Origin of the sequence: Bittarella massiliensis (ex Durand et al. 2017) (genome assembly GCF_009876955.1) — a bacterium.
Taxonomy (GTDB): domain Bacteria; phylum Bacillota; class Clostridia; order Oscillospirales; family Ruminococcaceae; genus Bittarella; species Bittarella massiliensis.
The window spans coordinates 64,263-90,899 of sequence record NZ_WWVY01000001.1; the positions used below are offsets into that span (position 1 = coordinate 64,263).

Here is a 26,637-nt window from a genome sequence, read left to right on the forward strand (position 1 = left end):
GGCGATTTTTTTCAAAAAAGTGGGACAAACCGTCTTGCATTTTAAAAGCGGTTGTGCTATTATCTTGAAAGTAACGTTTCTTTGGTGAAAGAGGTGACTGCGTTGAAACAGGGGATTCATCCGAACTACGACAAAGCGACCATCCGTTGCGCTTGCGGCGAAGTGATCGAGACCAGATCCACGAAGGGCGACATCCGCGTCGAGGTCTGCTCCAAATGCCACCCGTTCTATACCGGCAAACAGAAACTGGTTGATACCGGCGGACGTGTTGACCGCTTCAAACGGCGCTTTAATCTGGATAAATAGCTTTTGGCGTGTCCAAAAAATGAGGGTGGTGTGGTTCACACCGCCTTTCTTTTTGTCCCGCCAAAGAGGGGAGGAGGGCCCAGCGTGGACCAACAGAGCTACCGCACCCCGGCAGGGGAGGCGGGCGACAGCATCACCATCAAAAAGTCCCAGTTCATCGGGCGGATCGCCCCGGCTTCCTCGCCGGAGGAGGCCATGGCCTTTGTCGAGCGGGTGCGGGGGGAGCTGCGCGACGCCCGCCACCACGTCTTTGCCTACGACCTGCGCTGCCAAAACGGCCAGCGCTGCAGCGACGACGGCGAGCCCCAGGGCACCGGCGGCAAGCCCACCCTGGAGGTGCTGCAAAAGGGGGGGATCACCGACGCGGTGATCGTGGTCTCCCGCATCTTCGGGGGCATCCTCCTGGGGGCCGGGGGGCTGCTGCGGGCCTATTCCAAAGCCGCCTCCCTGGCGGTGGCGGCGGCCGACATCGTCACCGTCTGCGCCTGCAGGCAGGTGGTGGTCGCCCTGCCCTACGACTTCTACCCGATCGTGGAGAACCTGCTGCCAAACTACCCCCTGCGCCAGGAGGGGTGCGATTTTTTGGAGCAGGTGACCCTGCGCCTCACCGTCCGCGCCGACGCGGCCGAGGGCCTTTGCGCCGACTTGGTGGAGCGCAGCGGCGGCCGGGTGACCCCCCGGCTGGGGGAGGTCGTCTTCTCCCACCTGTAAAAAAATTTGCGGCGGGGTGACAGGAATCGACCCCTTTCGCCCTCTTAAATAGGGGGAGGGGCGCCGCGGGGGAGAAAAATTTGCAAAAAAAGGGTCCCGGAAAGAAGGAAACCGCCCGGCCGTTGGCGTATATAGAGGTAAAGGGGTGAATGAAGATGACCGTTTGCGAGATGACCCAGAGGATCGAGCGGGAGACCCTGTCCCCCCACGCCTCCCTGTCGGAGGAGAGCCGCGGCCGGCGCGTCCCCGCCCCGGAGGACGGGATCCGCACCCCCTACGCCAGGGACCGGGACCGGATCTTGCACTGCAAGTCCTTCCGGCGGCTCAAGCACAAGACCCAGGTCTTCCTCTCCCCCCAGGGGGACCACTACCGCACCCGGCTCACCCACACCCTGGAGGTGTCGCAGATCGCCCGCACCATTGCCCGGGGCCTGCGCCTCAACGAGGACCTGACCGAGGCCATCGCCCTGGGGCACGATCTGGGGCACACCCCCTTCGGCCACGCCGGGGAGCGCACCCTCAATGAACTGGCCCCCTTCGGCTACAAGCACTACCTGCAGTCGGTGCGGGTGGTGGAGCGGCTGGAGAAGGAGGGGCGGGGTCTCAATTTGACCTTTGAGACCAAAAACGGCATCGCCTGCCACACCCGCGGCAAGGACGCCTGCACCCTGGAGGGGCGGGTGGTCCGCTTTGCCGACAAGATCGCCTACATCAACCACGACATCGAGGACGCCATCACCGCCGGCATCCTGGAGGAAAACGAGCTCCCCTACGACTGCGTGGCGGTGCTGGGCCGGGGGAAGAACCCCCGCATCACCACCATGGTCCGCTCCCTGCTGGAAAACAGCGGCGAGGACATCCGCATGGGCCCGGAGGTCTACCGCGCCTTTGACGCCCTGCACCGGTTCATGTACCAGGTGGTCTACACCAACTCCGCCGCCAAGAAGGAGGAGGGGAAGGCCTGCGAACTGGTGGCCCTCCTCTACGGCCACCTGGTCAAACACCCCGAGAAGATGCCGGACTTCTACCGGCAGATCGCCCGGGACGAGGGGGCCGAGCGGGCGGCGGTGGACTACATCTCCGGCATGACCGACGGCTATGCCGTCACCGCCTTTGAGCGCATCTTTGTGCCCCGCTCCTGGCGGCTGGAGGACAGCCTCTAGGGCCCGCCCCCCGCTCTTTGCAGAGAGCCGCGCGGCCGCGCCCCCTATTCCGGCGGGCGGGCCGGGCGCCCCTTTTTGGCCCGCGGGGGGGGATCGCGCTTACATCGTAGCGCCAAAACGGTTCAAAATATGGCAGAAAAGGAGGGGAGAGACCGTTGATCCCAGACAGCTTTATCACCGAACTGAAATTCCGAAACGACATCGAGGACGTCATCTCCCCCTATGTCCCCCTCAAGCGGGCGGGGAGCAACACCGTCAAGGGCCTCTGCCCCTTCCACTCCGAAAAGACCCCCTCCTTTGTGGTCTACAAGGACACCCAGTCCTACTACTGCTTTGGCTGCGGGGCGGGGGGCGACGTCATCACCTTCATCCGCAACATCGAAAACCTCGACTACGTGGAGGCGGTCAAGTGGCTGGCCCAGCGCTGCGGGATGCAGGTGCCCGAGCAGGGGGTCGACGACTCCATGGGCAAACTCAAACTCCGCATCCTCGAGGCAAACCGCGCCGCCGCCCGCTTTTTCTACGCCGTCCTCAAGACCCCGGCCGGAAAGCCGGGGCTGGACTACCTGCGGGGCCGGGGCCTCACCGACGAGACCATCAAGCACTTCGGCCTGGGCTACGCCCCCGACAGCTGGTCGTCCCTGCGGGACGCCCTGCGCCAAAAGGGCTTTTCCGACAGCGAACTGCTGGCGGCCGACCTGGTGGCCCGCTCCAAAAAGGGCGGGACCTACGACAAGTTCCGCAATCGGGTCATCTTCCCCATCATCGACGTGCGGGGCAACGTCATCGCCTTTGGCGGGCGCAACCTGGGGGACGAAAAGCCCAAGTACCTCAACACCGCCGAGACCCCGGTCTTTCACAAAAACCGCAACCTCTTCGCCCTGGGCTTTGCCAAAAACCACAAGGGGGAACCCTTCATCCTCGCCGAGGGGTACATGGACGTCATCGCCATGCACCAGGCGGGCTTCCCCACGGCGGTGGCCACCCTGGGCACCGCCATCGGCGAGAGCCAGGCCCGGCTGATCGCCCAGTACACCGGCGAGGTCATCGTCTCCTACGACGCCGACGAGGCGGGGCAGGTGGCCACCAAGCGGGCGGTGGGCTTTTTGGCCCAGACCGGGCTGAAGATCCGCATCCTCACCATCCCCGGGGCCAAGGACCCGGACGAGTTCATCAAGAAAAACGGCGCCCACCGCTTCCAGCGGCTGCTGGACGAGGCCAAAGGCTCCACCGAGCACGAGCTCTCCCGCATCGAGGGCCGCTATGATCTGGAGGACCCCGAGGGCCGCATCGCCTACCTGCGGGAGGCCGCCCAGGCCATCGCCGCCCTCCCCACCCCGGGGGAGCGGGACGTCTACGCCGGGGTCGCCGCTGAGAAGAGCGGGGTCAAAAAGGACAACGTCCTCCTCCAAGTCGAGGACATCCGCCGCTCCCGCCGCCGCAAGGAGCGGCGGCGAGCGCGGCAGGAGCTGGTGAACACCGTCCTCGACCGGCGGGATACCGTCAACCCCCAGGCGGCCGCCAACCCCCGGGCCGCCACCGCCGAGGAGATGCTCATCGCCACCGCCGTGCGGGACGGCCAGTGGGCCAGGTACATCTTTGCCGCGGTGGAGGAGGGGGACTTTGTCACCGACTTTGACCGCCGGCTCTACGGCCTGCTCAAAAGCTGCCCCCTGCCCGAGGGGCCGGATCTGACCTATCTGACCAAATTCCTCACCCCCGAAGAGCTGGCCCGGGTCTCCCGGATGCTGGCCAAGAGCGCCGGGCTCAAGGTGGGGAAAGAGGACGTGGACTTCAACATCCGCAACCTGAAAGAGGAGAGCCGCAAGCTCACGGCAGAGCGCATCGCGCAGACACCGGAAACCCAACTGGGCGATCTCATCGCCGGTTTGAAGGACAAAAAGAAATAGGAGAAGCGAATATGTCGAAAACCGAAAACGCCGCAGCCATGCTCACCATCGCCGAAATGGCGGTCAAAAAGGGAAAGCTCACCACCCAGGAGCTGACCGACCTCATCGAGAAGTACGACTTCGATGTGGAGGAGGTGGACAAGCTCTACGAGCTGCTGGAATCCAAAAAGGTCGAGATCATGGACGACCTGGTCCCCGACCAGGACATCGACCCGGAGGAGGACTTCAAGCTGGTGGCCGCCGCCGAGACCGCCCTCCCCGAGGAGAAGATCTCCTCCAAGGAGATCGAGGAGGGCAAGCGCTACGCCACCGCCGCCGACGGAGCCAACATCGACGACCCGGTCAAGGTCTACCTCAAGGAGATTGGCCGGGTGCAGCTGCTCACCTCCGCCGAGGAGGTGGAACTGGCCAAGCGGATGGCCGAGGGCGACCCCTACGCCCGCAAGCGCCTCTCCGAGGCCAACTTGCGGCTGGTGGTCTCCATCGCCAAGCGGTACGTGGGCAGGGGGATGCAGTTTCTCGACCTGATCCAGGAGGGGAACCTGGGCCTCATCAAGGCGGTGGAGAAGTTTGACTACACCAAGGGGTACAAGTTCTCCACCTACGCCACCTGGTGGATCCGCCAGGCCATCACCCGGGCCATCGCCGACCAGGCCCGCACCATCCGCATCCCGGTGCACATGGTGGAGACCATCAACAAGGTGAAAAAGGTCTCCAGCCAACTGCTCCACCAAAACGGGCACGAGCCCTCCGCCGAGGAGATCTCCAAGGTGCTGGACATGCCCGCCGACAAGGTGCGGGAGATCATGCGGGTCGCCCAGGAGCCGGTCAGCCTGGAGACCCCCATCGGCGAGGAGGAGGACAGCCACCTGGGCGACTTCATCCCCGACGACGACGCCCCCGCCCCGGCCGAAGCCGCCTCCCACACCCTGCTGCGCGAACAGCTGGGCGAGGTGCTGCAGACCCTCACCCCCCGGGAGGAGAAGGTCCTCCGCCTCCGCTTTGGCCTGGAGGACGGCCGCTCCCGCACCCTGGAAGAGGTGGGCAAGGAGTTCAACGTCACCCGCGAGCGCATCCGCCAGATCGAGGCCAAGGCCCTGCGCAAACTCCGCCACCCCAGCCGCAGCAAAAAACTCAAGGACTTTTTGGACTAGGGGAGCCCTCTCTCCCCACAAAGGCCCCCTTTCTTGACGCCCGGTCAGATCCACACAGAAGGGACAGCTTCTATGTGAGAAGCTGCCGAACAGCGCGTAAAAACACCCCCTGCTGCCGTGCGCAGCAGGGGGTGTTTTTACATCCGGACCGGCAGGACGGCAAAAAATGCAAAAAGTGTAGATTTTCGATCAACTTGATTGACACTAAGTATATATCAAAAAAAGCCAAAATGCAAGGGAGAATACAGTTTGTTTTAACAGTTTGCAATAAAAGGCGAAGAGGGATCGCGGCGAATGGTTAGGTACACCTAATCTGGTGAGAGGGAAAATTGCTCGACAAGAAATGTGGAAGGAGATGCTTTGATATGCGGCATCGTGCGCAAATTTCTTTTTGGCAGCGATCGGCGGCGCTGGCACTGGCTGCCATTTTGGCCCTCACCGCTTTTCCCGCCCTGGCCGCGGAGGGGGGCGAGGAGCAGCCGGCTGAAGACGAGGTGGTGCAGTGCACCGATTTCAGCGAGATTTTCACCACTACAATACAAAATATGGGGGATCCTCTTCTAATAAACGGAAACACCATCCACCTGGCGGATGGTGTGCATGAATATCAATCTCCCAGCCAATCGACATCTTGGACTAGCGAGTCACAGATTCAGTCGGAGTTTCCCGTTTCTCTAAAGGCCAATTGGGAATTTCTCGCTGACTTTACCATCGACAACTTCGGCTATGGCTGCTGTAATTCCGGTGGCTTTTTTGTTGGAGACTATCTTTTTTTTGTGGGGGCGTCGGGAACAAGAGTTGGAATTGGGGTGCGGTATAACAATGCTTTCCCCGCTTTGACACCACTTACCACCACCCAGGTTTACGGCACCAAGCGGTACCGCTTCTCCTACAGTGCGGCGGCCCGCAGGTTCACCATCGAAATCGCCGACCCGGCGGATGTCGACGAGAACGGGCTGCCGAAAGTTGGCAGCGGCAGTTATCATATAATGAATTATGCCAGCCCCTTTGCCGCCAGCCTTGAAGACACATCAGTCATTTTCTACGGCGGCGTTGACAACAAAAATTCCGGCGCAGACAAACGCCTGCCCGACGACAAGCAGATCGAGGCAACCTTCATCCGCGCAGCCTACACCGACTACAAGCCCGTCTTTGTCTCCACCACCCTGCTGGACAAAAACGGGGCCCCCTTTCTCGAGGGGACCGTCATCCAAGACGGCACCGAGGTCACCATCCAAGCCAAGGTGAAAAATGGCTACGAAAACGGCGGCACCGTCCAGTGCCACCTGCAGCTCTCCGACAGCAAGGACTACCCCACCGCTGGCCTCTCCTTCCCCGACACGGCCGACCAGACGGTGACCATCAACGGGGTGGAGACCGCAGATGTGAACATCACCGGCGAGGGCATCCCCTTCGACTGCTCCCCCACCGAGACGGTCATCACCTACAAGGCGGTGGTGGACAACCCCGACGGCATGGCAGTCACTGTGGGGCAGATGATGCTGGACGACTTCTTCCAGTCCAAGCGCCATTCCGGCGACACCCTGATCCCCCCCATCGAGCTGGTGCCCCTGGACCCTGAAAAGCCGGTGGAGGAGCAGGGGGAGGCGGGAAAGGACTACCACTACACCCGCACCCCAGCCAACGAAAACGGCTGGAACAACGCCGACGTGTCCATCGTCTTCTTCCCCGGCGACTTCAGCGAGTTCCACATCGTGGACAACAAGAACGTGAGCGATGTGCACTACCTGGTCCCGGGCAACACCACCCAGTCCTTCACCGATGAGTTGGGGGGGAAGGAGCTGGGGCTGCAGGCCCACAACCCCACCACCGGGGAGATGTCCACCCTAAAGGACGATACGGTCAAGATCGACAAGACCGCCCCCGTCCTCGCGGCCGGGGCGGGTGGAGCGCTGACCCTGACGGACGGCCTCGCCGGGGTCTGGAAGCTGGAGCGGTACGACGCGGCCAGTAAGAGCTGGGTCACCGCGCAGGAGTACCCCCTCACCGACGGCAACGGCGCCGCCAGCCAGACCCACGCCGTCGCCCAAAACGGCAGATACCGGGTGGTGGACGCAGCGGGGAACGCCTCCGCCGCCCAGGCGGTGACGGGCAACGACCCGCCCGCCGTCACCCCCGCCGACCCCGGCGCCACCCTGCCGGTGCCCGAGCAGAGCACCGACGAGAACGGCCTCACCCATGCCCTCATCGCCGACAGCATGCAGGAATCCATCGACCGGGAGGCCCCCCTCTACGGCGGCCGCTTCACGGTGGAGGACGCCAAGGACCTCTTTGACAGCCGCTACGGCTTTTCCTCCAATGTGGACAGGGACGACGGGCTGAGCTATCGGTACACCATCGCCCAGGGGGGAAAGGATGTCACCGGCCAGGGGGTGGACACCACCCAGCCCGGCGCCTTTACCGTCACCTGTGTGGCCACCGACGCCGACGGCAACACCACCACAGTGGTCCTCACCGACACCCTCATCGACCGGGAGGCCCCGCCCACGGTGGAGTGGGGGGAGGACCCCGACCCGCCGGTGGGTCCCTCCTTTGACCCCCTGAAACCCCTCCCCAAGCCGGTGGTCAAAGAGGACGCGGAGACCGGCAAAAAGCACGCCTACATCTACGACACCGTCACCGAGGTGGTAAAGACCCCCGCAGCCTACGGCGGCAAGTTGACCGCCCAGGTGGCGGCGGAAATCCTGAAGGGCCGCTATCAGTTCGGCAGCGCCCAGGGGGACAGGGTGTTGACCTACGGCCCGGTCGCCGTGACGGTGGAGGGGAAGGCAGGCAGCCTGGACACCGCCAAACCCGGCAGTTGCGTCATCTCCCAAACCGTCACCGACAGCCAGGGCAATCAGACCACCGTCTATCTGACCTACAACCTGCTCGGCAGGGACCTGCCGCCCGCAATCGACTACAACCCCGGGGACGAGACGGTGGAGCCGGGCAGCGCGCTGGACGAGCCGGAAATCATAGAGGACTGGCAGAACGGCACCAAGTACGCCACCGTAAAGGACCGGCTGGTGCAGGCGGTCTCCAACCCGCCCCTCTCCGGCGGTTCGCTGGACGGCGACGAGCTGCGGGCGCTCCTCCAAAGCCGGTACCAGTTCACCTCGGCCCAGCCGGACGGGGCCCTCAAGGAGATCCGCTTTGCCGTGACCCAAAACGGCAAGGCGGTGGAGGCCATCGACACCACTCGCCCCGGCGACTACCTCATCACCTACACCCTGGAGGATTCCGCCGGCAACCGCACCTCCCTCTTCCTGCAGTACAGCCTGCGGGAGGGGGAGTGGGGCGGCCAACTCGCAGGTGGGGGAGCAGAGGCAGAGGGCCCCTACACAGGCGAACGCTCCAACGGGCTGCCGCTGTTGTCGCTGGCGGCGGCAGGGGGGCTGCTGGCCCTGCTTGCGCTGAAAAAGCGGGCGGACAGACAGGGGTAAACCGACCGCCTATCCCTTTTGACAGCAAAGGGGCTCGGGCAGGGCGCTTTGCCTGAAACAAAAGTCGGAGCGCCCCCCGCCCCGGCGGCCCCCCCGCCGTTGCCGGCAGGCCCGCCGCCTCCCAAAAAGGCCCCTTTCCGCCCGAGCGGCGGAGAGGGGCCTTTTGCCGCGGGAACGGCGAACCGCCATTTGACAAAATGCCCCCGATTGGGTATACTGAAACAAATGTATAGTGATTTTGTGTAGTTTGAGGAGAAGTCCCATGTATTTTACCCGAGAGACCGATTACGCCGTGCGGATCGTGCGGCACCTGGCGTCGGTGGGCTGCCGGACCGAGGCCAAAAAGATTTCCGAGGCCACCGGCGTCACCCTCCGCTTTGCCCTCAAGATCCTCAGCAAGCTGGTGTCCGGTGGGGTGGTGCGCTCCTACAAAGGCACCCAGGGCGGCTACGAGCTGCAAAAGCCCGCCTCTGCAATCACCCTGCGGGAGATCGTCGAGATCATCGAGGGCCCGGTCTACTTGAGCAAATGCCTCCACGAAGAGGGGGAGTGCAGCTGCGGCGACAAGCAGGGCTGCAAGGTGCGGGGCGTCTTTGCCGAGATCGCCGACACCGTCAACCAAAAGATGGAGGGCTATACGGTGGACCAGTTCCTCTAGCTCCCGCCCTTCGGGCAGAGAGAAAGGGGCCGGTGGGAAAAATCCCACCGGCCCCTTTTTGGCCGCTTATTTCTTTGCGCCCCCCGCGTCGGCGAGGCGGAACTCCAGGATGCGGTTGGAGACCCCGCGGTAGTACTGAATGTAGACGGCGCTGTCGTCCTCCGGGTTGCGGTAGACCGGGCTGCCCACAAAGGCGGCGTAGTTGGTGCCCAGCTCCTTTTTGGGGGCACGGTTGGCGCTGCCGTCCTTGACGGCATTGCCCGCCTGCGCGAACCCCTCTTCCGGCAGGGCGTCCACCTCGCCCACCTCGGTGTAGAGCTTGCCGCCCACCACCAGTTGGGGGGCGGCCCCCTCCTCGTCCACCGGCAGGTAGGTGCAGCGCATCACGTAGTCCTGTCCCCCCAGGGGGAACTGCAGGTAGAGGGTGTCGGGGCTGTCCTCCCGGCGGACGACCTTGGCCCCCACCAGGTCCTGCCAGTTGGCGGCGTAGTCCTTTTTGGGGGCCTTGCCCGGGTCGCCGGAGTTGGTGATGACCCCGGACACCTTCCAGCCCTCCCCCTCGGGGGGGAGGCTGTCCACGTAGCCGGCCTCGGCGTAGTAGCGCCCGTCCAGCCGGACCACCGGCCGGTAGATGGAGGCGTCGCTCTTGGCCTGGTCAAAGCGCAGGTAGCTGGTGATGCCGCCGGAGGCCAACTGCAGGTAGAGGGTCTCGGGCGCGTCCGCGCTGCCGTAGAGGCTGCTGCCGATGAGCTCCACCGCGTTGGAGTAGTAGGGGAGGGAGGGCCGCTCGTTGGCGAAGACGGCGTTTCGCACCTCGCCCACCTCGCCCCAGCTCTCGTCGGGCAGCCGCACCGGGGTGTCGCCCCGGTTCTCCACATAGATGGAGCCGCCGTAGAGCACCATCCGCTTGCAGGTGACACTGTCCACCGACCGCTCTTTCCCCAGCCCCGTGCCGAAGAGCAAAAGGGCCAGCGCCAAAAAGATGGCCGTCGCCGCTCTCTTCACACCGCACGCCTCCTCATCGCCTAAAAATGGCCGGGCCGACGCCCCCTCGGCGTCCCCCGGCGCCCGGCGGGGGGACAGCAGCCCCTCCCACCGGGCGGTTTCTCTGACAAGATTATACCAAAAATGCACCGCTTAAGCAAAGGCGAAAAAAACGCCTTCTTTTTGGGGAAAGTGGCCCTTGCAATTTCGGGGGGAAAGCGCCATACTAAGACAGGAGAAACCGTATCACATGAGACCGTTTGACAGCCGGGGGGAAGAGGCCATGACCGAGCAGGAGAGAATACGCGAACACGTGCGCGCCTACTACGAGCACTGGTACCAGATGGACAGCCTGTACAGCGCCTGGTGCCAGCGGCACGGGTTGCAGTTCAACACCGTGGTGGCCCTCTACGTCATCCGCGACAACCCCGAGGGCTGCACCCAAAAGCACATCTGCGAAAAGACCGCCCTCCCCAAGCAGACGGTCTCCTTCATCCTCTCCGGGCTGGAGCGGCAGGGCTACATCCGCCGCCACCAGAACGAGCGGGACCACCGCAACAAGTCGGTGCAGATCACCCCGGCGGGGGAGGCGGCCCTCTACCCGGTGCTTGACTCCCTCTCCGCGGCGGAGGAGCAGGCCTACTGCCTCCTGAGCGAGGAGCAGCGCCAGGCCATCACCGAAGGCCACCAGCTGCTGCTGCGGGCCATGCGCCAGGCCATGGCGGGGGAGGGCCCGTCCGGGTCCCGCTAAAGGGAAAATAGAGAAAGAGGGAGGGGGCTTTCGCGCTTGCAGGCAGCGTGGGAGGCCCCCTCTCTTTTGCCCCGGATGCCCGCGACAGCTTCCTCCCTCGGCCGCGCCGCTCCCCTTGTTTTGCCCTGTGGCGGCCCGCCCTTTGGCCCTGGGCAGCGCCCGTGGGAACTTCCCCTCCCGCCCCTGCATGCCCCCACGCCCTCTCGCCGCCCTTTCCACCAATAGCCTCGCCCCTTCTGTGTGACCGTGTGGGCCCTTTTGTCCCGCTCGGCCTTTGCGGGAGGACGCCCCCAGCTCCCCGCGCGCGACCCGGTCCTCTTCTTCACTGTGCAGCTGTCTTCGAGCGCCCCTTTCCCGCAGTCTGTGCCGCCGCTCCCGCGCGCCGTCCCTTCATCTGCGCAGACTTGATGGGGTCTCTCTGTCCCGCATGGCCCTCGCGGCTTTCCGCTCCCGCCCCTGTGAGCTGCCCTGTTCGCGCTGTTTCGCACCGCTGTCCCCGCCGCCTCTGTCTCCCGTCCTCCGTCCTCCGCGTGTCCGCGCCCTGTGTGGCCTTCGCGTGCTTTTGCCGCCCGCTCCCACGCCCTCTTCGCCGCCCCGTGCGGCCGACCTCACGGGCCCCCTACCGCCGTCCGCACCGAGGGGGAGAGGGGTGTTTGTCCGCCCCCACAAGGCTATCTTCCCGCGCCCGCGCTCTGCCCCTTTCGCCCTCCCCCGGTTTGCACCGGGCGCTTTCCCCGGTCGCCCCCTGTACAGCGCTCTCTGCCGCTGTCCCCGCCGCCTCTGTCTCCCGTCCTCCGCCCTCCGCGTGTCTGCGCCATGTGCGCTGCCCTGTGTGGCCTTCACGCGCTTTTGCCGCCCGCCCCCTCGCCCTCTCGCCGCCCCGCGCGGCCGACCTCACGGGCCCCCTACTCGCCGCCCGCCCCAAAAGGGAGAGGGGCGTTTGTCCGCCCCCACAAGGCTTTTTTCCCGCGCCCGCGTTCTGCCCCTTTCGCCCCAGCCGGTTTGCACCGGGCGCTTTCCCCGGTCGCCCTCTGTACAGCGCTCTCTGCCGCTCCCGCGGGCCGTCCTGCCTCCCCGGTCTCCCCACAGTACCTCGCCCGCCGCCCTCCCCCTCGCCCCTGCGTCAGACGGCGGGGGAGGGGGACAAAAGAAAAAGACCCCTTTTTCCCTTCGGGAAAAAGAAGTCCTATAAAACGACGAAAATCAGTTGACAGAAGAGACAACTTGTACTATACTGATATACTGTATCAAAATGGATATTTATGTCTTTGCTAAAAGGCATTATATCATTAACCGCTGGCGAAAGCAACCTTTATTTTTGACAAAATGAACGGGTCGATTTTGTAAAAAACAGGTTGTGCAATAGAGGAATGGAGTGATCGAGCCTATGGTGAATGTCAAGCCTGTCCAACTGGGGAAAAACGTGAGAATGAGTTTCTCCAAGATCAACGAAGTGCTGGAAATGCCCAACTTGATCGAGGTGCAGAAAAACTCGTATCAATGGTTTTTGGAACAGGGCCTCAAGGAGGTCTTTTCTGACGTCTCGGCCATCACCGACTACACCGGCAACCTGGTGCTGGACTTTGTGGACTACCGGCTGGACGAAGAGGCCAAGTACTCGGTGGAGGAGTGCAAGGAGCGCGACGCCACCTACGCCGCCCCCCTGCGGGTCACCGCCCGGCTGCTCAACAAGGTCACCGGCGAAGTCAAGCAGCAGGAGATCTTCATGGGTGACTTCCCCCTGATGACCGACAGCGGCACCTTTGTCATCAACGGCGCCGAGCGGGTCATCGTCTCCCAGCTGGTGAGGAGCCCCGGCGTCTACTACGGCATGGATCACGACAAGACTGGCAAAGAGCTGTTCTCCACCACCGTCATCCCCAACCGCGGCGCCTGGCTGGAGTACGAGACCGACTCCAACGACATCTTCTATGTGCGCATCGACAAAAACCGCAAGATCCCGGTGACGGTCTTTATCCGCGCCCTGGGGCTGGGCCGCAACTCCGAGATCATCGACTTCTTCGGCGAGGACCCCAAGATCATGGCCACCCTCGACAAGGACACCACCGACAGCGTGGAGGAGGGCCTGCTGGAGACCTACCGCAAGCTCCGCCCCGGCGAGCCCCCGACGGTGGACAGCGCCCAGACCCACATCGACAACCTCTTCTTCGACGCCCGCCGCTACGACCTGTCCAAGGTGGGCCGCTACAAGTACAACAAAAAGCTGGCCCTGGCCTCCCGCATCACCGGGCAGAAGCTGGCCGAGCCCGCCATCGACCCCCTGACCGGCGAGCTGCTCTGCGAGCCCGGCGTCGCCATCAAGCGGGACGTGGCCGAGCGCATCGAGCGCAGCGGCCTGGACACCGTGGTGCTGGACGTGGAGGGCCGCCCGGTCAAGTGCATCTCCAACGGGATGGTGAACATCGCCGATTTCGTGGACTTTGACTGCACCGAGCTGGGCATCCGCGAGAAGGTGCGCTTTGCCGTCCTGCGGGAGATCCTCGAGGCCGCCCAGTCCGACGACGAAAAGCGCGAGCTCATCCGCGAGCGCAAGGACGACCTGGTGCCCAAGCACATCATCATCGACGACATCTTCTCCTCCATCAACTACCTGCTCTGCCTGGCGCAGGGCGTCGGCACCACCGACGACATCGACCACCTGGGCAACCGCCGCATCCGCTCGGTGGGCGAACTGCTGCAAAACCAGTTCCGCATCGGCTTTTCCCGGATGGAGCGGGTCATCCGCGAGCGGATGACCCTGCAGGCCCAGGACCTGGAGGTGGTGACCCCCCAGGCGCTCATCAACATCCGCCCGGTGGTGGCCTCCATCAAGGAGTTCTTCGGCTCCTCGCCCCTCTCCCAGTTCATGGACCAGACAAACCCCCTGGCCGAGCTGACCCACAAGCGCCGCCTGTCGGCCCTGGGCCCCGGCGGCCTGTCCCGCGACCGGGCCGGATTCGAGGTGCGCGACGTCCACTACAGCCACTACGGCCGGATGTGCCCCATCGAGACCCCTGAGGGCCCCAACATCGGCCTGATCTCCTACCTGGCCAGCTTCGCCAAGATCAACGAGTACGGCTTCATCGAGGCCCCCTTTAGAAAGGTGGACAAGGCCACCGGCGTGGTCACCGAAGAGGTGGTCTACATGACCGCCGACGTGGAGGACAACTACGTGGTCGCCCAGGCCAACGAGCCGCTGGACGACGAGGGCCACTTCCTCCACAAGAAGGTCAACGCCCGCCACCGGGACGAGATCCTCGAGATCTCCCGCGAGAAGGTGGACTACATGGACGTCTCGCCGAAGATGGTCCTCTCGGTGGCCACCGCCATGATCCCCTTCCTGGAAAACGACGACGCCAACCGCGCCCTGATGGGCGCCAACATGCAGCGCCAGGCGGTGCCCCTGCTCAAGACCGAGTCCCCCATCGTGGGCACCGGGATGGAGTACAAGGCCGCCGTCGACTCGGGCGTCTGCGTGCTGGCCAAGCGCGCCGGCGTGGTCGAGGCGGTCAGCGCCGACGAGGTCCTCATCAAGACCGAGAAGGGCGAGCTCGACCGCTACAAACTCATCAAATTCCTCCGCTCCAACCAGGGCACCTGCTTCAACCAGCGGGTGATGGTCTCCAAGGGCGAGAAGATCGAGGCCGGCCAGGTGCTGGCCGACGGTCCCGCCACCGCCGGGGGCGAGGTCGCCCTGGGCAAAAACGCCCTCATCGGCTTCATGACCTGGGAGGGCTACAACTACGAGGACGCCGTCTTGATCAACGAGAAGATCGTCCGCGACGACGTCTACACCTCCATCCACATCGAGGAGTACGAGCTGGAGGCCCGCGACACCAAGCTGGGCCCCGAGGAGATCACCTGCGACATCCCCAACGTGGGCGAAGAGGCCCTCAAGGACTTAGACGAGCGGGGCATCATCCGCATCGGCGCCGAGGTGCAGGCCGGCGACATCCTGGTGGGCAAGGTCACCCCCAAGGGCGAGACCGAACTCACCGCCGAGGAGCGGCTGCTGCGCGCCATCTTCGGCGAGAAGGCCCGCGAGGTGCGCGACACCTCCCTGAAGGTGCCCCACGGCGAGTACGGCATCGTGGTGGACGTGAAGGTCTTCACCCGCGAGAACTCCGACGAGCTCAGCCCCGGGGTCAACATGGTGGTGCGCTGCTACATCGCCCAGAAGAGGAAGATCTCGGTGGGCGACAAGATGGCCGGCCGCCACGGCAACAAGGGCGTCGTCTCCCGCATCCTGCCCCAGGAAGACATGCCCTTCCTGCCCGACGGCACCCCCCTGGACATCGTCCTCAACCCCCTGGGCGTCCCCTCCCGAATGAACATCGGCCAGGTGCTGGAAGTGCACCTGGGGATGGCGGCCAAGGCCCTGGGCTGGAAGGTCATGACCCCGGTCTTTGACGGCGCCCACGAGCAGGACATCACCGAGGCCTTCAAGCAGGCGGGGATGCGGGAAGACGGCAAGACCGTGCTCTACGACGGCCGCACCGGCGAGCCCTTTGACAACCCGGTCACCGTCGGCTACATGTACTTCCTGAAACTCCACCACCTGGTCGACGACAAGATCCACGCCCGCTCCACCGGCCCCTACTCCCTGGTCACCCAGCAGCCTCTGGGCGGCAAGGCCCAGTTCGGCGGCCAGCGCTTCGGCGAGATGGAGGTCTGGGCCCTGGAGGCCTACGGCGCCGCCTACACCCTGCAGGAGATCCTCACCGTCAAGTCCGACGATGTGGTGGGCCGCGTCAAGACCTACGAGGCCATCGTCAAGGGCCAGAACGTGCCCCAGTCCGGGGTGCCGGAGTCCTTCAAGGTGCTGATCAAAGAGCTCCAGTCCCTGGCGCTGGACGTGCGGGTGCTGGACAAAGAGGGCGAGGAGATCGACCTCAAGCAGAACTTTGACGACGAGGACATGGGCATTCCCAGAGTGGTGGACGACGAGGCCTTCTCCCACGTGGCCGTGGACAGCGAGGTCAACGAGAACCTGACCATGGAGGATGTGCCCGAGGACGCGGGCAGCGAGATCGGCCTGGAGGACAGCGGGGAAGAGCTCTTCTCCGAGCTGGCCGACGGGGCCGAAGAGCTGGTAGACGAAGAATAATCCGACTGGTTATAGAAGAAGGGGTCGCCAATGGAATTTAATGTGTTTGATTCGATCAAAATCGGCCTTGCTTCGCCCGAGCAGATCCGCGAGTGGTCCTACGGCGAGGTCAAGAAACCCGAGACCATCAACTATAGAACCCTGAAACCCGAGCGGGACGGCCTGTTCTGCGAGCGGATCTTTGGGCCCACCAAGGACTGGGAGTGCTACTGCGGCAAGTACAAGCGCTTGCGGTACAAGGGCAAGATCTGCGAGCGCTGCGGCGTCGAGGTCACCCGCTCCAAGGTCCGCCGGGAGCGGATGGGCCACATCGAGCTGGCCGCGCCGGTCTCCCACATCTGGTACTTCAAGGGCATCCCCTCCCGCATCGCCCTAATGCTGGACATCTCCCCCCGGCTGCTGGAGAAGGTGCTCTACTTCGCCTCCTACATCGTGGTGGACCCCGGGTTCACCCCCCTGGAGAAAAAACAGCTCCTCTCGGAAAAAGAGTACTGGGACATGCGGGAGAAGTACGAGGACGAGTTCAAAGCGGGGATGGGGGCTGAAGCCGTCAAGGCCCTGCTGCAGGACATCGACCTGGAGCAGCTCAGCAAGGAACTGAAATCCGAGCTGGAGACCGCCACCGGCCAAAAGCGCATCCGGCTGCTCAAGCGGCTGGAGGTGGTGGACGCCTTCCGCGTCTCGGGCAACAAGCCCGAGTGGATGATCCTGGACGTGGTCCCGGTCATCCCCCCCGACATCCGCCCCATGGTGCAGCTCGACGGCGGCCGGTTCGCCACCTCTGACCTGAACGACCTCTACCGCCGGGTCATCAACCGCAACAACCGCCTGAAACGGCTGTTGGAGCTGGGTGCCCCCGACATCATCGTGCGCAACGAGAAGCGGATGCTGCAAGAGGCGGTGGACGCCCTGATCGACAACGGCCGCCGCGGCCGCCCGGTCACCGGCCCCAACAACCGCCCCCTGAAATCCCTCTCCGACATGCTCAAGGGCAAACAGGGCCGCTTCCGGCAAAACCTGCTGGGCAAGCGGGTCGACTACTCCGGCCGTTCGGTCATCGTGGTCGGGCCGGAGCTGAAGATGCACCAGTGCGGCCTCCCCAAGGAGATGGCGCTGGAGCTGTTCAAGCCCTTTGTCATGAAGCGCCTGGTGGAGACCGGCGCCGCCGGCAACATCAAGAGCGCCCGCAAGATGGTGGAGCGCGCCAAGAACGAGGTCTGGGACGCCCTGGAGATCGTCATCAAGGACCACCCGGTCCTCCTCAACCGCGCCCCCACCCTGCACCGCCTGGGCATCCAGGCCTTTGAGCCGGTGCTGGTCGAGGGCCGCGCCCTCAAGCTGCACCCCCTGGCCTGCACCGCCTACAACGCCGACTTCGACGGCGACCAGATGGCCGTGCACGTCCCCCTGTCCGCCGAGGCGCAGTCCGAGGCCCGCTTCCTGATGCTGGCCGCCGGCAACCTGCTCAAACCCTCCGACGGCCGCCCCGTCACCGTCCCCACCCAGGACATGGTGCTGGGCTCCTACTACCTGACCATGCAGAAACCCGGCGAGCCGGGGGAGGGGATGGTCTTCCGCGACCAGAACGAGGCCCTCATGGCCTACCAGGAGGGCATCCTGGGGCTGCACGCCCCCATCAAGGTCCGCCGCGAGAGGGAGGTCGAGGGGGTCAAGCACCAGCGGCTCATCGACACCACCGTGGGCCGGCTGATCTTCAACGACCCCATCCCCCAGGACCTGGGCTATGTGGACCGCAGCGACCCCGAGAAGCTGCTGGACCTGGAGATCGACTTCCTGGTCACCAAGAAACAGCTGGGGCAGATCATCGACCGCTGCATCCAGGTGCATGGCACCGCCACCACCGCCGAGGTGCTCGACGAGATCAAGGCCCAGGGCTTCAAGTACTCCACCAAGGGCGCCATCACCGTCGCCGTCTGCGACGCGGTGATCCCCCCGCAGAAACAGCAGTACCTGGACGAGGCCGACCAGAAGATCGACCAGGTGGTGGCCCTGTACAACCGGGGCTTCATCTCCGACGACGAGCGCTACAACCAGGTGGTCGAGATCTGGGACGAGTGCACCACCAAGGTCTCCGACGCCCTGACGGCCAACCTGGACCAGTACAACCCCATCTTCATGATGGCCGACTCCGGCGCCCGCGGCTCCATCAACCAGATCCGCCAGCTCGCCGGGATGCGCGGCCTGATCGCCAACACCTCGGGCAAGACCATCGAGCTGCCCATCAAGGCCAACTACCGCGAGGGCCTGAACATCCTGGAGTACTTCATCTCCTCCCGCGGCGCCCGCAAGGGCCTGGCCGACACCGCCCTGCGGACCGCCGACTCGGGCTACCTGACCCGCCGCCTGGTGGACGTCTCCCAGGACGTGATTGTCCGAGAGGAGGACTGCGGCACCCATGACGGCATTATCATCGAGGACATCCGCGACGGCAAAGAGATGATCGAGCCCCTGCAGGAGCGCCTCACCGGCCGCTACGCCGCCGAGCCCATCTGCCACCCCGAGACCGGCGAGGTGCTGGCCGACCGCGACACCCTCATCACCGACATCCTGGCCGAGAAGATCGTGGCCGCCGGCGTCACCAGCGCCAAGATCCGCTCCATCCTCACCTGCCACAGCGCCCGGGGCATCTGCGCCAAGTGCTACGGCGCCAACCTGGCCAACAAGAAAGAGGTCTCCATCGGCGAGGCGGTGGGCATCATCGCCGCCCAGTCCATCGGCGAGCCCGGCACCCAGTTGACCATGCGCACCTTCCACACCGGCGGCATCGCCTCGGCGGAGGACATCACCCAGGGTCTGCCCCGCGTCGAGGAGCTGTTCGAGGCCCGGCGTCCCAAGACCATGGCCATCATCAGCGAGATCGACGGCGTGGTCTCCATCCGCGAGATCAAGAAGGCCCGCCACGTGGTGGTCACCAACAACGAGACCAAGGACGAGCGCAGCTACCTCATCCCCTACGGCAGCCGCCTGAAGGTGGCCGAGGGCGACCAGGTCAAGGCCGGCGACGCCTTTACCGAGGGCTCGGTCTATCCCCACGACGTGCTGGCCATCCAGGGCGAGACCGCGGTGCAGAACTACCTGATCCAGGAAGTGCAGCGGGTCTACCGCCTGCAGGGCGTTGACATCAACGACAAGCACATCGAGGTCATCGTCCGCCAGATGATGAAGAAGGTGCGGGTGGACAACGCCGGCGACACCAACCTCATCTCCGGCTCGGTGGTGGAGAAATCCGACCTCATCAAGGCCAATTTGGAGATCGACCGCCGCATCGCCGAGGGCGAGGTCAGCCTGCAGAAGGCCGACTATATCCCGGTGCTGCTGGGCATCACCAAGGCCTCCCTGGCCACCGACAGCTTCCTCTCGGCCGCTTCCTTCCAGGAGACCACCCGGGTCCTCACCGACGCCGCCATCAAGGGCAAGGTCGACCCCCTCACCGGCCTCAAGGAGAACGTCATCATCGGCAAGCTGGTCCCCGCCGGCACCGGGCTGGACGTCTACAACGACGTGGAGCTCACCCATCAGTCCGCGGGCGACCTGGTGAGCAAGGTGGCCCCCTGCGAGTACCAGCTCGACGGGCTGGGCGACTAGATCCGACCCCGTTTTCCCCCAAGGGGGGAGAAATCCGGGAAAATCGGGGGAAACGCCCCGCTTTTGCGGGAAATTTTCTCAGATTTGACTGGCAATATTGCCTAAATGCTTGACAATAATATTGGTGAAGTGTTAAACTTTGAATGTTGAGCAAATAGGGCTTATGAGAGGGCGCGTTTGCTGAAAACGCGCCCTTTTCATATAGAAAAAAACATTTTATCAAAGAGGAGGTGCAACATGCCAACATTCAACCAGCTCGTACGCAAAGGCAGACAGGTCTCGGTGAAGAAGTCGACTGCTCCCGCCCTGCAGAAGGGGTTCAACTCCATCAAAAAGGCGCAGAGCGATATGTCTTCTCCCCAAAAGAGAGGGGTCTGCACTGCCGTTCGTACCATGACCCCGAAAAAGCCGAACTCGGCGCTTCGTAAGATCGCCCGTGTGAAGCTGACCAACGGTATGGAGGTATCGGCCTACATCCCCGGTATCGGCCACAACCTGCAGGAGCACAGCGTCGTCCTGATCCGCGGCGGTCGTGTCAAAGACTTGCCTGGTGTCCGCTACCACATCATCCGCGGTACGCTGGATACCCAGGGCGTTTCCGGCCGGATGCGCAGCCGTTCCAAGTACGGCGCCAAGCGGCCCAAGGCTGGTGCTTCGAAGTAATCAAGACTTTTTTTGCCATGTGTCGGCGTTTTTATAAATGCCTGTCCTTGGCAGCACGGGAGTTTTGTCGCTTTCGAGTACCTGTGAATTCATTGATATGAAGGAGGGAAGAAAAGTGCCAAGAAGAGGTAAGATTGCCAAGCGCGACGTGTTACCCGATCCGCTGTACAATTCCAAGATGGTGACCCGCCTGATCAACAGCATCATGTATGATGGCAAGAAGGGCGTGGCCCAGAAGATTGTGTACGGGGCATTTGACATCGTAAAAGAGAAGACTGGGAAAGACCCCCTGGACGTGTTTGACGAGGCCATGGAAAACGTCATGCCCGTACTGGAAGTCAAGGCCCGCCGTGTCGGCGGCGCCACCTACCAGGTCCCCATGGAGGTCCGTCCGGCCCGCCGGCAGACCCTGGGCCTGCGGTGGATCACCCTGTACGCCCGCAAGCGTTCGGAGAGGACCATGAAAGAGCGGCTGGCCGCTGAGCTGATGGACGCCGTCAACTCCACCGGCGGGTCCGTGAAAAAGCGCGAGGACACCCACAAGATGGCCGAGGCCAACAAGGCGTTCGCCCACTATCGCTGGTAGTGTTTTCGATATTCTCGGCAAACATCTGCACAGAATCGTGCAAACCCTGATAAGGAGGGCATTATGCCAAGAGACGTTTCTCTGGAACTGACTAGAAATATTGGCATTATGGCTCACATTGATGCTGGTAAAACCACCACCACCGAGCGTATTCTGTACTATACGGGTATCAACCACAAAATCGGTGAGACTCACGACGGTGCGGCAACAATGGACTGGATGGAGCAGGAGCAGGAGCGCGGTATCACCATTACCTCCGCTGCTACGACTACCCACTGGAAGGGCCATCGCATCAATATTATTGACACCCCGGGCCACGTGGACTTCACCGTTGAGGTGGAGCGCTCTCTGCGCGTGCTCGACGGCTCGGTGACGGTGTTCTGCGCCAAAGGCGGCGTGGAGCCCCAGTCCGAGACGGTTTGGCGGCAGGCCGACAACTACAAAGTCCCCCGCATGGCCTTCGTCAACAAAATGGACATCATGGGCGCCGACTTCTACAATGTTGTCGCCATGATGAAAGACCGCCTGAAGTGCAACGCCGTGCCCCTGCAGCTGCCCATCGGCGCCGAGGAGACCTTCAAGGGGATCGTCGACCTGATGACCATGCGCGCAGAAGTCTATTACGACGACCTGGGCAACGACGTGCGCGACGAGGAGATCCCCGAGGATATGCGGGAGCTGGCGGACAAGTATCATGCTGAGCTGGTGGAAGCAGTCGCCGAGCTGGACGAGGACCTGATGATGAAATACCTCGACGGCGAGGAGCTGACCATCCCCGAGATGAAGAAAGTCATCCGCCGGGCCACCATCTCCAATGAAATGGTTCCGGTTCTGTGCGGCACCGCTTACAGAAACAAGGGCGTGCAGCTGCTGCTCGACGCCATCGTCGAGTACATGCCCGCCCCCACCGACATCCCCGACATCAAGGGCGTCAACCCCGAGACCGACGAAGAGGAGAGCCGTCCCTCCGACGACAACGCCCCCTTCTCGGCCCTGGCGTTCAAAATTGCCACCGACCCCTTTGTGGGCAAGCTCTGCTTCTTCCGGGTCTACTCCGGTTCCCTGGACGCGGGCACCAGCGTCTACAACTCGGTCAAGGGCAACAGCGAGCGGGTCGGCCGCATCCTGCAGATGCACGCCAACCACAGAAAAGACATTGAGAAGGTCTACGCGGGGGAGATCGCCGCGGCGGTCGGTCTGAAAAACACCACCACCGGCGACACCCTCTGCGACCCCAAGGCCCCCATCATCCTCGAGTCTATGGAGTTCCCCGAGCCGGTCATCCGGGTCGCCATCGAACCCAAGACCAAGGCCGGGCAGGAGAAGATGGGCATCGCCCTCTCCAAACTGGCTGAAGAGGACCCGACCTTTAGAACCTACACCGACGAGGAGACCGGCCAGACCATCATCGCCGGCATGGGTGAGCTCCACCTGGAGATCATCGTCGACCGTCTGCTGCGGGAATTCAAGGTCGAGGCAAACGTGGGCAAGCCCCAGGTCGCCTACCGCGAGACCATCCGCCGCGAGAGCGACGTGGACCACAAGTATGCCCGCCAGTCCGGCGGCCGCGGCCAGTACGGCCACGTCAAGATCCGCGTTCGCCCCAACGAGACCGGCAAGGGCTATGAGTTCCTCAACAAGGTCGTCGGCGGCGCCATCCCCAAAGAGTATATCCCCGCCGTTGATTCCGGTATCCAGGGCGCCATGCAGACCGGCGTGCTCGCCGGTTACCCGGTGGTCGACGTGGTGGTCGAGCTGTACGACGGCTCCTACCACGAGGTCGACTCCTCCGAGATGGCCTTTAAGATCGCCGGTTCCATGGCCTTTAAAGAGGCCATGCGCAAGGGCGACCCGGTCATCCTGGAGCCTATCATGAAGGTTGCGGTCATCGTCCCCGAGGAGTACATGGGCGATGTCATCGGCGACATCAACTCCCGCCGCGGCCAGATCCAGGGCATGGAGTCCCGCCCCGGCGCCCAGCAGATCAACGCCTTCGTCCCCCTGGCCGAGATGTTCGGCTACGCCACCGACCTGCGGTCCAAGACCCAGGGCCGTGGCCAGTACACCATGGAGCCCAGCCACTACTCTGAGGTCCCCAAGTCCATCGCCGAGGGGATCATGAGCAAACGGGGCAAAAAAGAGGACTAGTTCCCCGCCCTGCGCCCGGCTTTGGGCCTTGCATTTCCCCTGGCAAGTTGCTACAATAGGGGTACATTGAGAGGTCTGTCTGACAGACGATAATTGCGCTATTACAAGCGAAGAAAAAGGAGGAACACCAATGGCTAAGCAGCATTTCGAAAGAAACAAACCCCATGTGAACATTGGTACCATCGGCCACGTCGACCATGGTAAAACCACCCTCACCGCCGCCATCACCAAGGTCCTGGCAATGAAGGGCCAGGCCCAGTACGAGGCCTACGACATGATCGACAAGGCCCCCGAGGAGAGAGAGCGCGGCATCACCATCAACACCGCTCACGTTGAGTACGAGACCGACAAGCGCCACTACGCGCACGTCGACTGCCCCGGGCATGCCGACTACGTCAAGAACATGATCACCGGTGCGGCCCAGATGGACGGCGCGATCCTGGTTGTCTCCGCGGCTGACGGCCCGATGCCCCAGACCCGCGAGCACATCCTGCTGTCCCGTCAGGTCGGCGTTCCCTACATCGTTGTCTTCATGAACAAAGCTGACCAGGTCGACGACGAAGAGCTGCTGGAGCTCGTCGAGATGGAGATCCGCGAGCTGCTGAGCAGCTACGACTTCCCCGGCGACGACATTCCGATCATCAAGGGTTCCGCCCTGCAGGCCATCGAGTCCACCAGCACCGACATCAACGCCCCTGAGTATGCCCCCATCCTGGAGCTCATGGACGCTGTTGACGAGTATATCCCCACCCCCGAGCGCAAAGCCGACCTGCCCTTCCTGATGCCCATCGAGGACATCTTCACCATCACCGGCCGCGGCACCGTCGCCACCGGTCGTGTGGAGCGCGGTCAGCTGAACACCGGCGACGAGGTCGAGATCGTTGGTCTGGCCGACGAGAAGAAGAAGACCGTTGTCACCGGCATCGAGATGTTCCGCAAGATCCTGGACTACGCTGAGGCTGGCGACAACATCGGCGCCCTGCTCCGCGGCATCCAGAGAGATGAGATCGAGCGCGGCCAGGTCCTGTCCAAGCCCGGTTCCATCCACCCCTACACCAAGTTCTCCGGCCAGGTGTACATCCTGAAGAAGGAAGAGGGCGGCCGTCACACCCCGTTCTTCAACAACTACCGTCCCCAGTTCTACTTCCGGACCACCGACGTGACCGGCGTCATCTCCTTGCCCGAGGGCACCGAGATGTGCATGCCTGGCGATAACGTCACCATGGACGTCGAGCTGATCACCCCCATCGCCATCGAGGAAGGCCTCCGCTTCGCTATCCGCGAGGGCGGCCGCACCGTTGGTTCGGGCGTTGTCACCGGCATCCGCGACTAGCTTCTAGCCATTCAAAAAGCGCTTCGGCAATTCTGCCGGAGCGCTTTTTCTCTGTCCGTCTGTCTGTTGACAGAGCGGGGAAGAGGGAGGCACCTCAGAGGAGCGCCTGCAAGGCGAAAGGGGCTGGCCGCTGCGCCGGGCTGAAGAGAAAGTGGGCAGAGTGAATGGGGGATGGGGGAAGCGGTAAGGACAGCTGTCGCCGGAAATCGGTCGGCCGCCTCTTCTCGTGAACACTGGCTGCTGGCCGCTTATTCTGGCCATTTATCCAGAAGTTTGTCTTTGTCCTCCAAGGAGAGGAGGCGTCTTGTCAGCTGCGTCCCAACGCAAGCTGCCTGCCACCCCCTCCCCCTGGCGGTTTCGGCGTGGGACGGCCGCAGCAAATGAGCGACTTTTTGCATCCTTGGTGGAAAGAGCGGTGGTGCCCCGTCTTTCCGTTTTTGAAGAGCACCTGTGTGCCTTCTGCGATGAGGGGAAGGGGGGAGTGGAGAGCGCGGTGAGCGCGGTGAGCGTAGCCCATTGCTGTTGACTCACTCGGTTGGCTCTGCTGTAGGTGGAGGAAAAGCGGCGGCTTTGACCTATTTATCAAAACCGCCGTGCGGTGGATATCGTCTGTATGTAGATTCAAACAGCAACTTTGTGATTGTGTGCCACGCTATTTCATTGTATTTTTCCTACAAATAGAGTGCCCACCTTGTTCCCTTTTACGATTTCATATAATGCTTCCGGTGTTTTCCCGTTTGTAATGACGGTGTTTATTCCCTGAGAGGTGGCTAATTCAGCGGCTCGAAGTTTTGTTTTCATACCGCCTGTTCCGCGCCTTGAACCTGCACCGCCTGCAAGAGCATATACGGTTTTGTCGATTTTCTGTATCTGGCTTATCAAATTTGCATCTGGATATAGCCGCGGGTCTGCGTCATACAGACCGTCTATATCAGACAAAATGATCAGCTGCTTTGCCCTGCATAGAACTGCAACAACGGCCGAAAGCATATCGTTGTCTCCAAACAACCTGTCCTCTGACTCTATCTCGGTATAGCTAACAGAATCATTTTCATTGACTACTGGAATAATGCCCATTTCCAACAGTGCGTTGAACGTATTTGTCAAATTCTCCTTTTTTTCTTCCTGTTTTATATCTTCTGCATTTAGCAATATTTGGGCGACTGTTTTGTCATAGTCCTTGAAAAATTTGTCATACAAAAACACAATGCTGCACTGCCCTACGGCCGCTGCCGCCTGCTTCATTCGCATACTGGAAGGGCGTTCCTTCATATTCAGTTTGTTCGTCCCAACGGCAATCGCGCCAGACGATACCAAAATTATCTCGTAGCCCATATTTTGAATGTCGGACAGAACGCACGCAAGGCGATCAAAAGAACGCAGGTCACTGTGTCCCATTTCATTTGTAAGTGTGGAAGTCCCTACTTTTACAACGATCCTATTTTGATATAATCCCATATTACACCTCAATGACAGACAACTCATGATTGGTAAACGGCAGAAATTTCTGGAAAATATCCTCTGTCCTCAATTTTATATACCCTGTCGTTGTGCCGTCGCTGCAGCCGTACCATTTTTCAACAAGCACCTCTTTATCAAAAACAATTCTTACCCGTTTTTCGGTGTCTAAAAGGCTACTGAAAACAGTTGCTGCGCCTATTTTTGTGCCGAGCATGGTCTCCATTTGTTCTGCTGGCGCAAAAGAAACACGGGCAACTTCAAGGGCATTACTAAAATCCTTAGCGCGAAATGGCTTGCTGCCAACGGTGATAAATAAATAAAAATCTGTTTGCTGTCGATTACAGAGGAACAGCGTTTTCACCATGTTTATCTGCAGCTTTTCATCAATGGCAACACAATCTTCCATTGCAATAGCTTCATCGCTGTCGACGCGCTCAAAAGGGACTTGCAGTTTTTCTAATGTCGCATAGACTTGCTTTTGAAGTGGTGTCTGAAACCGACAAGGGGCTTCGGTTTGGATTTCACTTACGTAGAACACTTTTCGGCCACACTCCTGTTTGACTTTTTTTCGCTTTCAGTTTACCATGCTATTTATAATTACAAAAGCGAATGTTTGTCATGAATAATATAATAAAAACGGATTGATAAGG

General features: G+C 62.2%; 17 protein-coding genes. 14 read left to right on the plus strand and 3 right to left on the minus strand.

Annotation, left to right across the window (positions count from 1 at the left end):
* Positions 1-102 precede the first annotated feature (102 nt).
* The 7 genes from rpmE to GT748_RS00330 all read left to right on the plus strand — a co-directional run bounded on the left by rpmE (position 103) and on the right by GT748_RS00330 (position 9,348).
* Entirely contained in the window at positions 103-306 is a 204-nt protein-coding gene (rpmE, locus tag GT748_RS00300; RefSeq protein ID WP_044992125.1) for a 50S ribosomal protein L31, read from the plus strand.
* Between the two features lie 84 nt (positions 307-390).
* Positions 391-1,017 carry an IMPACT family protein gene (locus GT748_RS00305; RefSeq protein WP_021658713.1) on the plus strand — a complete coding sequence of 209 codons (627 nt, stop codon included), beginning with the start codon at positions 391-393 and terminating at the stop codon, positions 1,015-1,017.
* 155 nt (positions 1,018-1,172) lie between these two features.
* Positions 1,173-2,180 carry a deoxyguanosinetriphosphate triphosphohydrolase gene (locus GT748_RS00310; RefSeq protein ID WP_044992135.1) on the plus strand — a complete coding sequence of 336 codons (1,008 nt, stop codon included), beginning with the start codon at positions 1,173-1,175 and terminating at the stop codon, positions 2,178-2,180.
* Positions 2,181-2,335: 155 nt separating this feature from the next.
* Positions 2,336-4,090, plus strand: coding sequence for a DNA primase (gene dnaG / locus GT748_RS00315; RefSeq protein ID WP_161222299.1), 1,755 nt, complete (start codon positions 2,336-2,338; stop codon positions 4,088-4,090).
* A gap of 11 nt (positions 4,091-4,101) precedes the next feature.
* Positions 4,102-5,244 carry an RNA polymerase sigma factor RpoD gene (gene rpoD, locus GT748_RS00320; protein ID WP_059003991.1) on the plus strand — a complete coding sequence of 381 codons (1,143 nt, stop codon included), beginning with the start codon at positions 4,102-4,104 and terminating at the stop codon, positions 5,242-5,244.
* 365 nt (positions 5,245-5,609) lie between these two features.
* The gene (locus tag GT748_RS00325) at positions 5,610-8,690 is read left to right on the plus strand and encodes a hypothetical protein (protein WP_021658708.1); all 3,081 of its coding nucleotides are present in this window, start codon (positions 5,610-5,612) and stop codon (positions 8,688-8,690) included.
* 262 nt (positions 8,691-8,952) lie between these two features.
* Positions 8,953-9,348, plus strand: a complete 396-nt coding sequence (locus GT748_RS00330; RefSeq protein ID WP_021658706.1) for an RrF2 family transcriptional regulator — start codon at positions 8,953-8,955, stop codon at positions 9,346-9,348.
* 66 nt (positions 9,349-9,414) lie between these two features.
* Here GT748_RS00330 and GT748_RS00335 read toward each other — a convergent pair whose 3' ends face one another.
* On the minus strand, positions 9,415-10,353 hold the full coding sequence (locus GT748_RS00335) for a hypothetical protein (protein WP_044992121.1): 939 nt from the start codon (positions 10,351-10,353) through the stop codon (positions 9,415-9,417).
* 229 nt (positions 10,354-10,582) lie between these two features.
* Between GT748_RS00335 and GT748_RS00340 the strand changes: the two genes are divergently transcribed.
* The 7 genes from GT748_RS00340 to tuf all read left to right on the plus strand — a co-directional run bounded on the left by GT748_RS00340 (position 10,583) and on the right by tuf (position 24,526).
* A complete protein-coding gene (locus tag GT748_RS00340) occupies positions 10,583-11,083 on the plus strand; it encodes a MarR family winged helix-turn-helix transcriptional regulator (protein WP_021658703.1) in 501 nt (166 codons plus the stop codon).
* Between the two features lie 1,387 nt (positions 11,084-12,470).
* Positions 12,471-16,190, plus strand: a complete 3,720-nt coding sequence (gene rpoB, locus GT748_RS00345; RefSeq protein ID WP_021658700.1) for a DNA-directed RNA polymerase subunit beta — start codon at positions 12,471-12,473, stop codon at positions 16,188-16,190.
* Positions 16,191-16,220: 30 nt separating this feature from the next.
* Positions 16,221-19,796, plus strand: a complete 3,576-nt coding sequence (rpoC, locus tag GT748_RS00350) for a DNA-directed RNA polymerase subunit beta' (RefSeq protein ID WP_021658699.1) — start codon at positions 16,221-16,223, stop codon at positions 19,794-19,796.
* Positions 19,797-20,033: 237 nt separating this feature from the next.
* Positions 20,034-20,459 (plus strand): 30S ribosomal protein S12, encoded by a 426-nt coding sequence (rpsL, locus tag GT748_RS00355; RefSeq protein ID WP_021658698.1) that lies wholly within the window; start codon positions 20,034-20,036, stop codon positions 20,457-20,459.
* Between the two features lie 115 nt (positions 20,460-20,574).
* Positions 20,575-21,045, plus strand: coding sequence for a 30S ribosomal protein S7 (rpsG, locus tag GT748_RS00360; RefSeq protein ID WP_052537609.1), 471 nt, complete (start codon positions 20,575-20,577; stop codon positions 21,043-21,045).
* Between the two features lie 63 nt (positions 21,046-21,108).
* Positions 21,109-23,193 (plus strand): elongation factor G, encoded by a 2,085-nt coding sequence (gene fusA / locus GT748_RS00365; protein WP_044992113.1) that lies wholly within the window; start codon positions 21,109-21,111, stop codon positions 23,191-23,193.
* 130 nt (positions 23,194-23,323) lie between these two features.
* Complete coding sequence (tuf, locus tag GT748_RS00370; RefSeq protein ID WP_021658695.1) at positions 23,324-24,526, plus strand: elongation factor Tu; 1,203 nt, start codon at positions 23,324-23,326, stop codon at positions 24,524-24,526.
* A 657-nt stretch (positions 24,527-25,183) separates the two neighbouring features.
* Here the strand turns inward: tuf and proB are convergent.
* Together proB and GT748_RS00380 are read right to left on the minus strand one after the other, a co-directional pair.
* A complete protein-coding gene (gene proB, locus GT748_RS00375) occupies positions 25,184-25,984 on the minus strand; it encodes a glutamate 5-kinase (protein WP_161213398.1) in 801 nt (266 codons plus the stop codon).
* Position 25,985: 1 nt separating this feature from the next.
* Positions 25,986-26,525, minus strand: coding sequence for a prolyl-tRNA synthetase associated domain-containing protein (locus tag GT748_RS00380; RefSeq protein ID WP_044992110.1), 540 nt, complete (start codon positions 26,523-26,525; stop codon positions 25,986-25,988).
* Positions 26,526-26,637 lie beyond the last annotated feature (112 nt).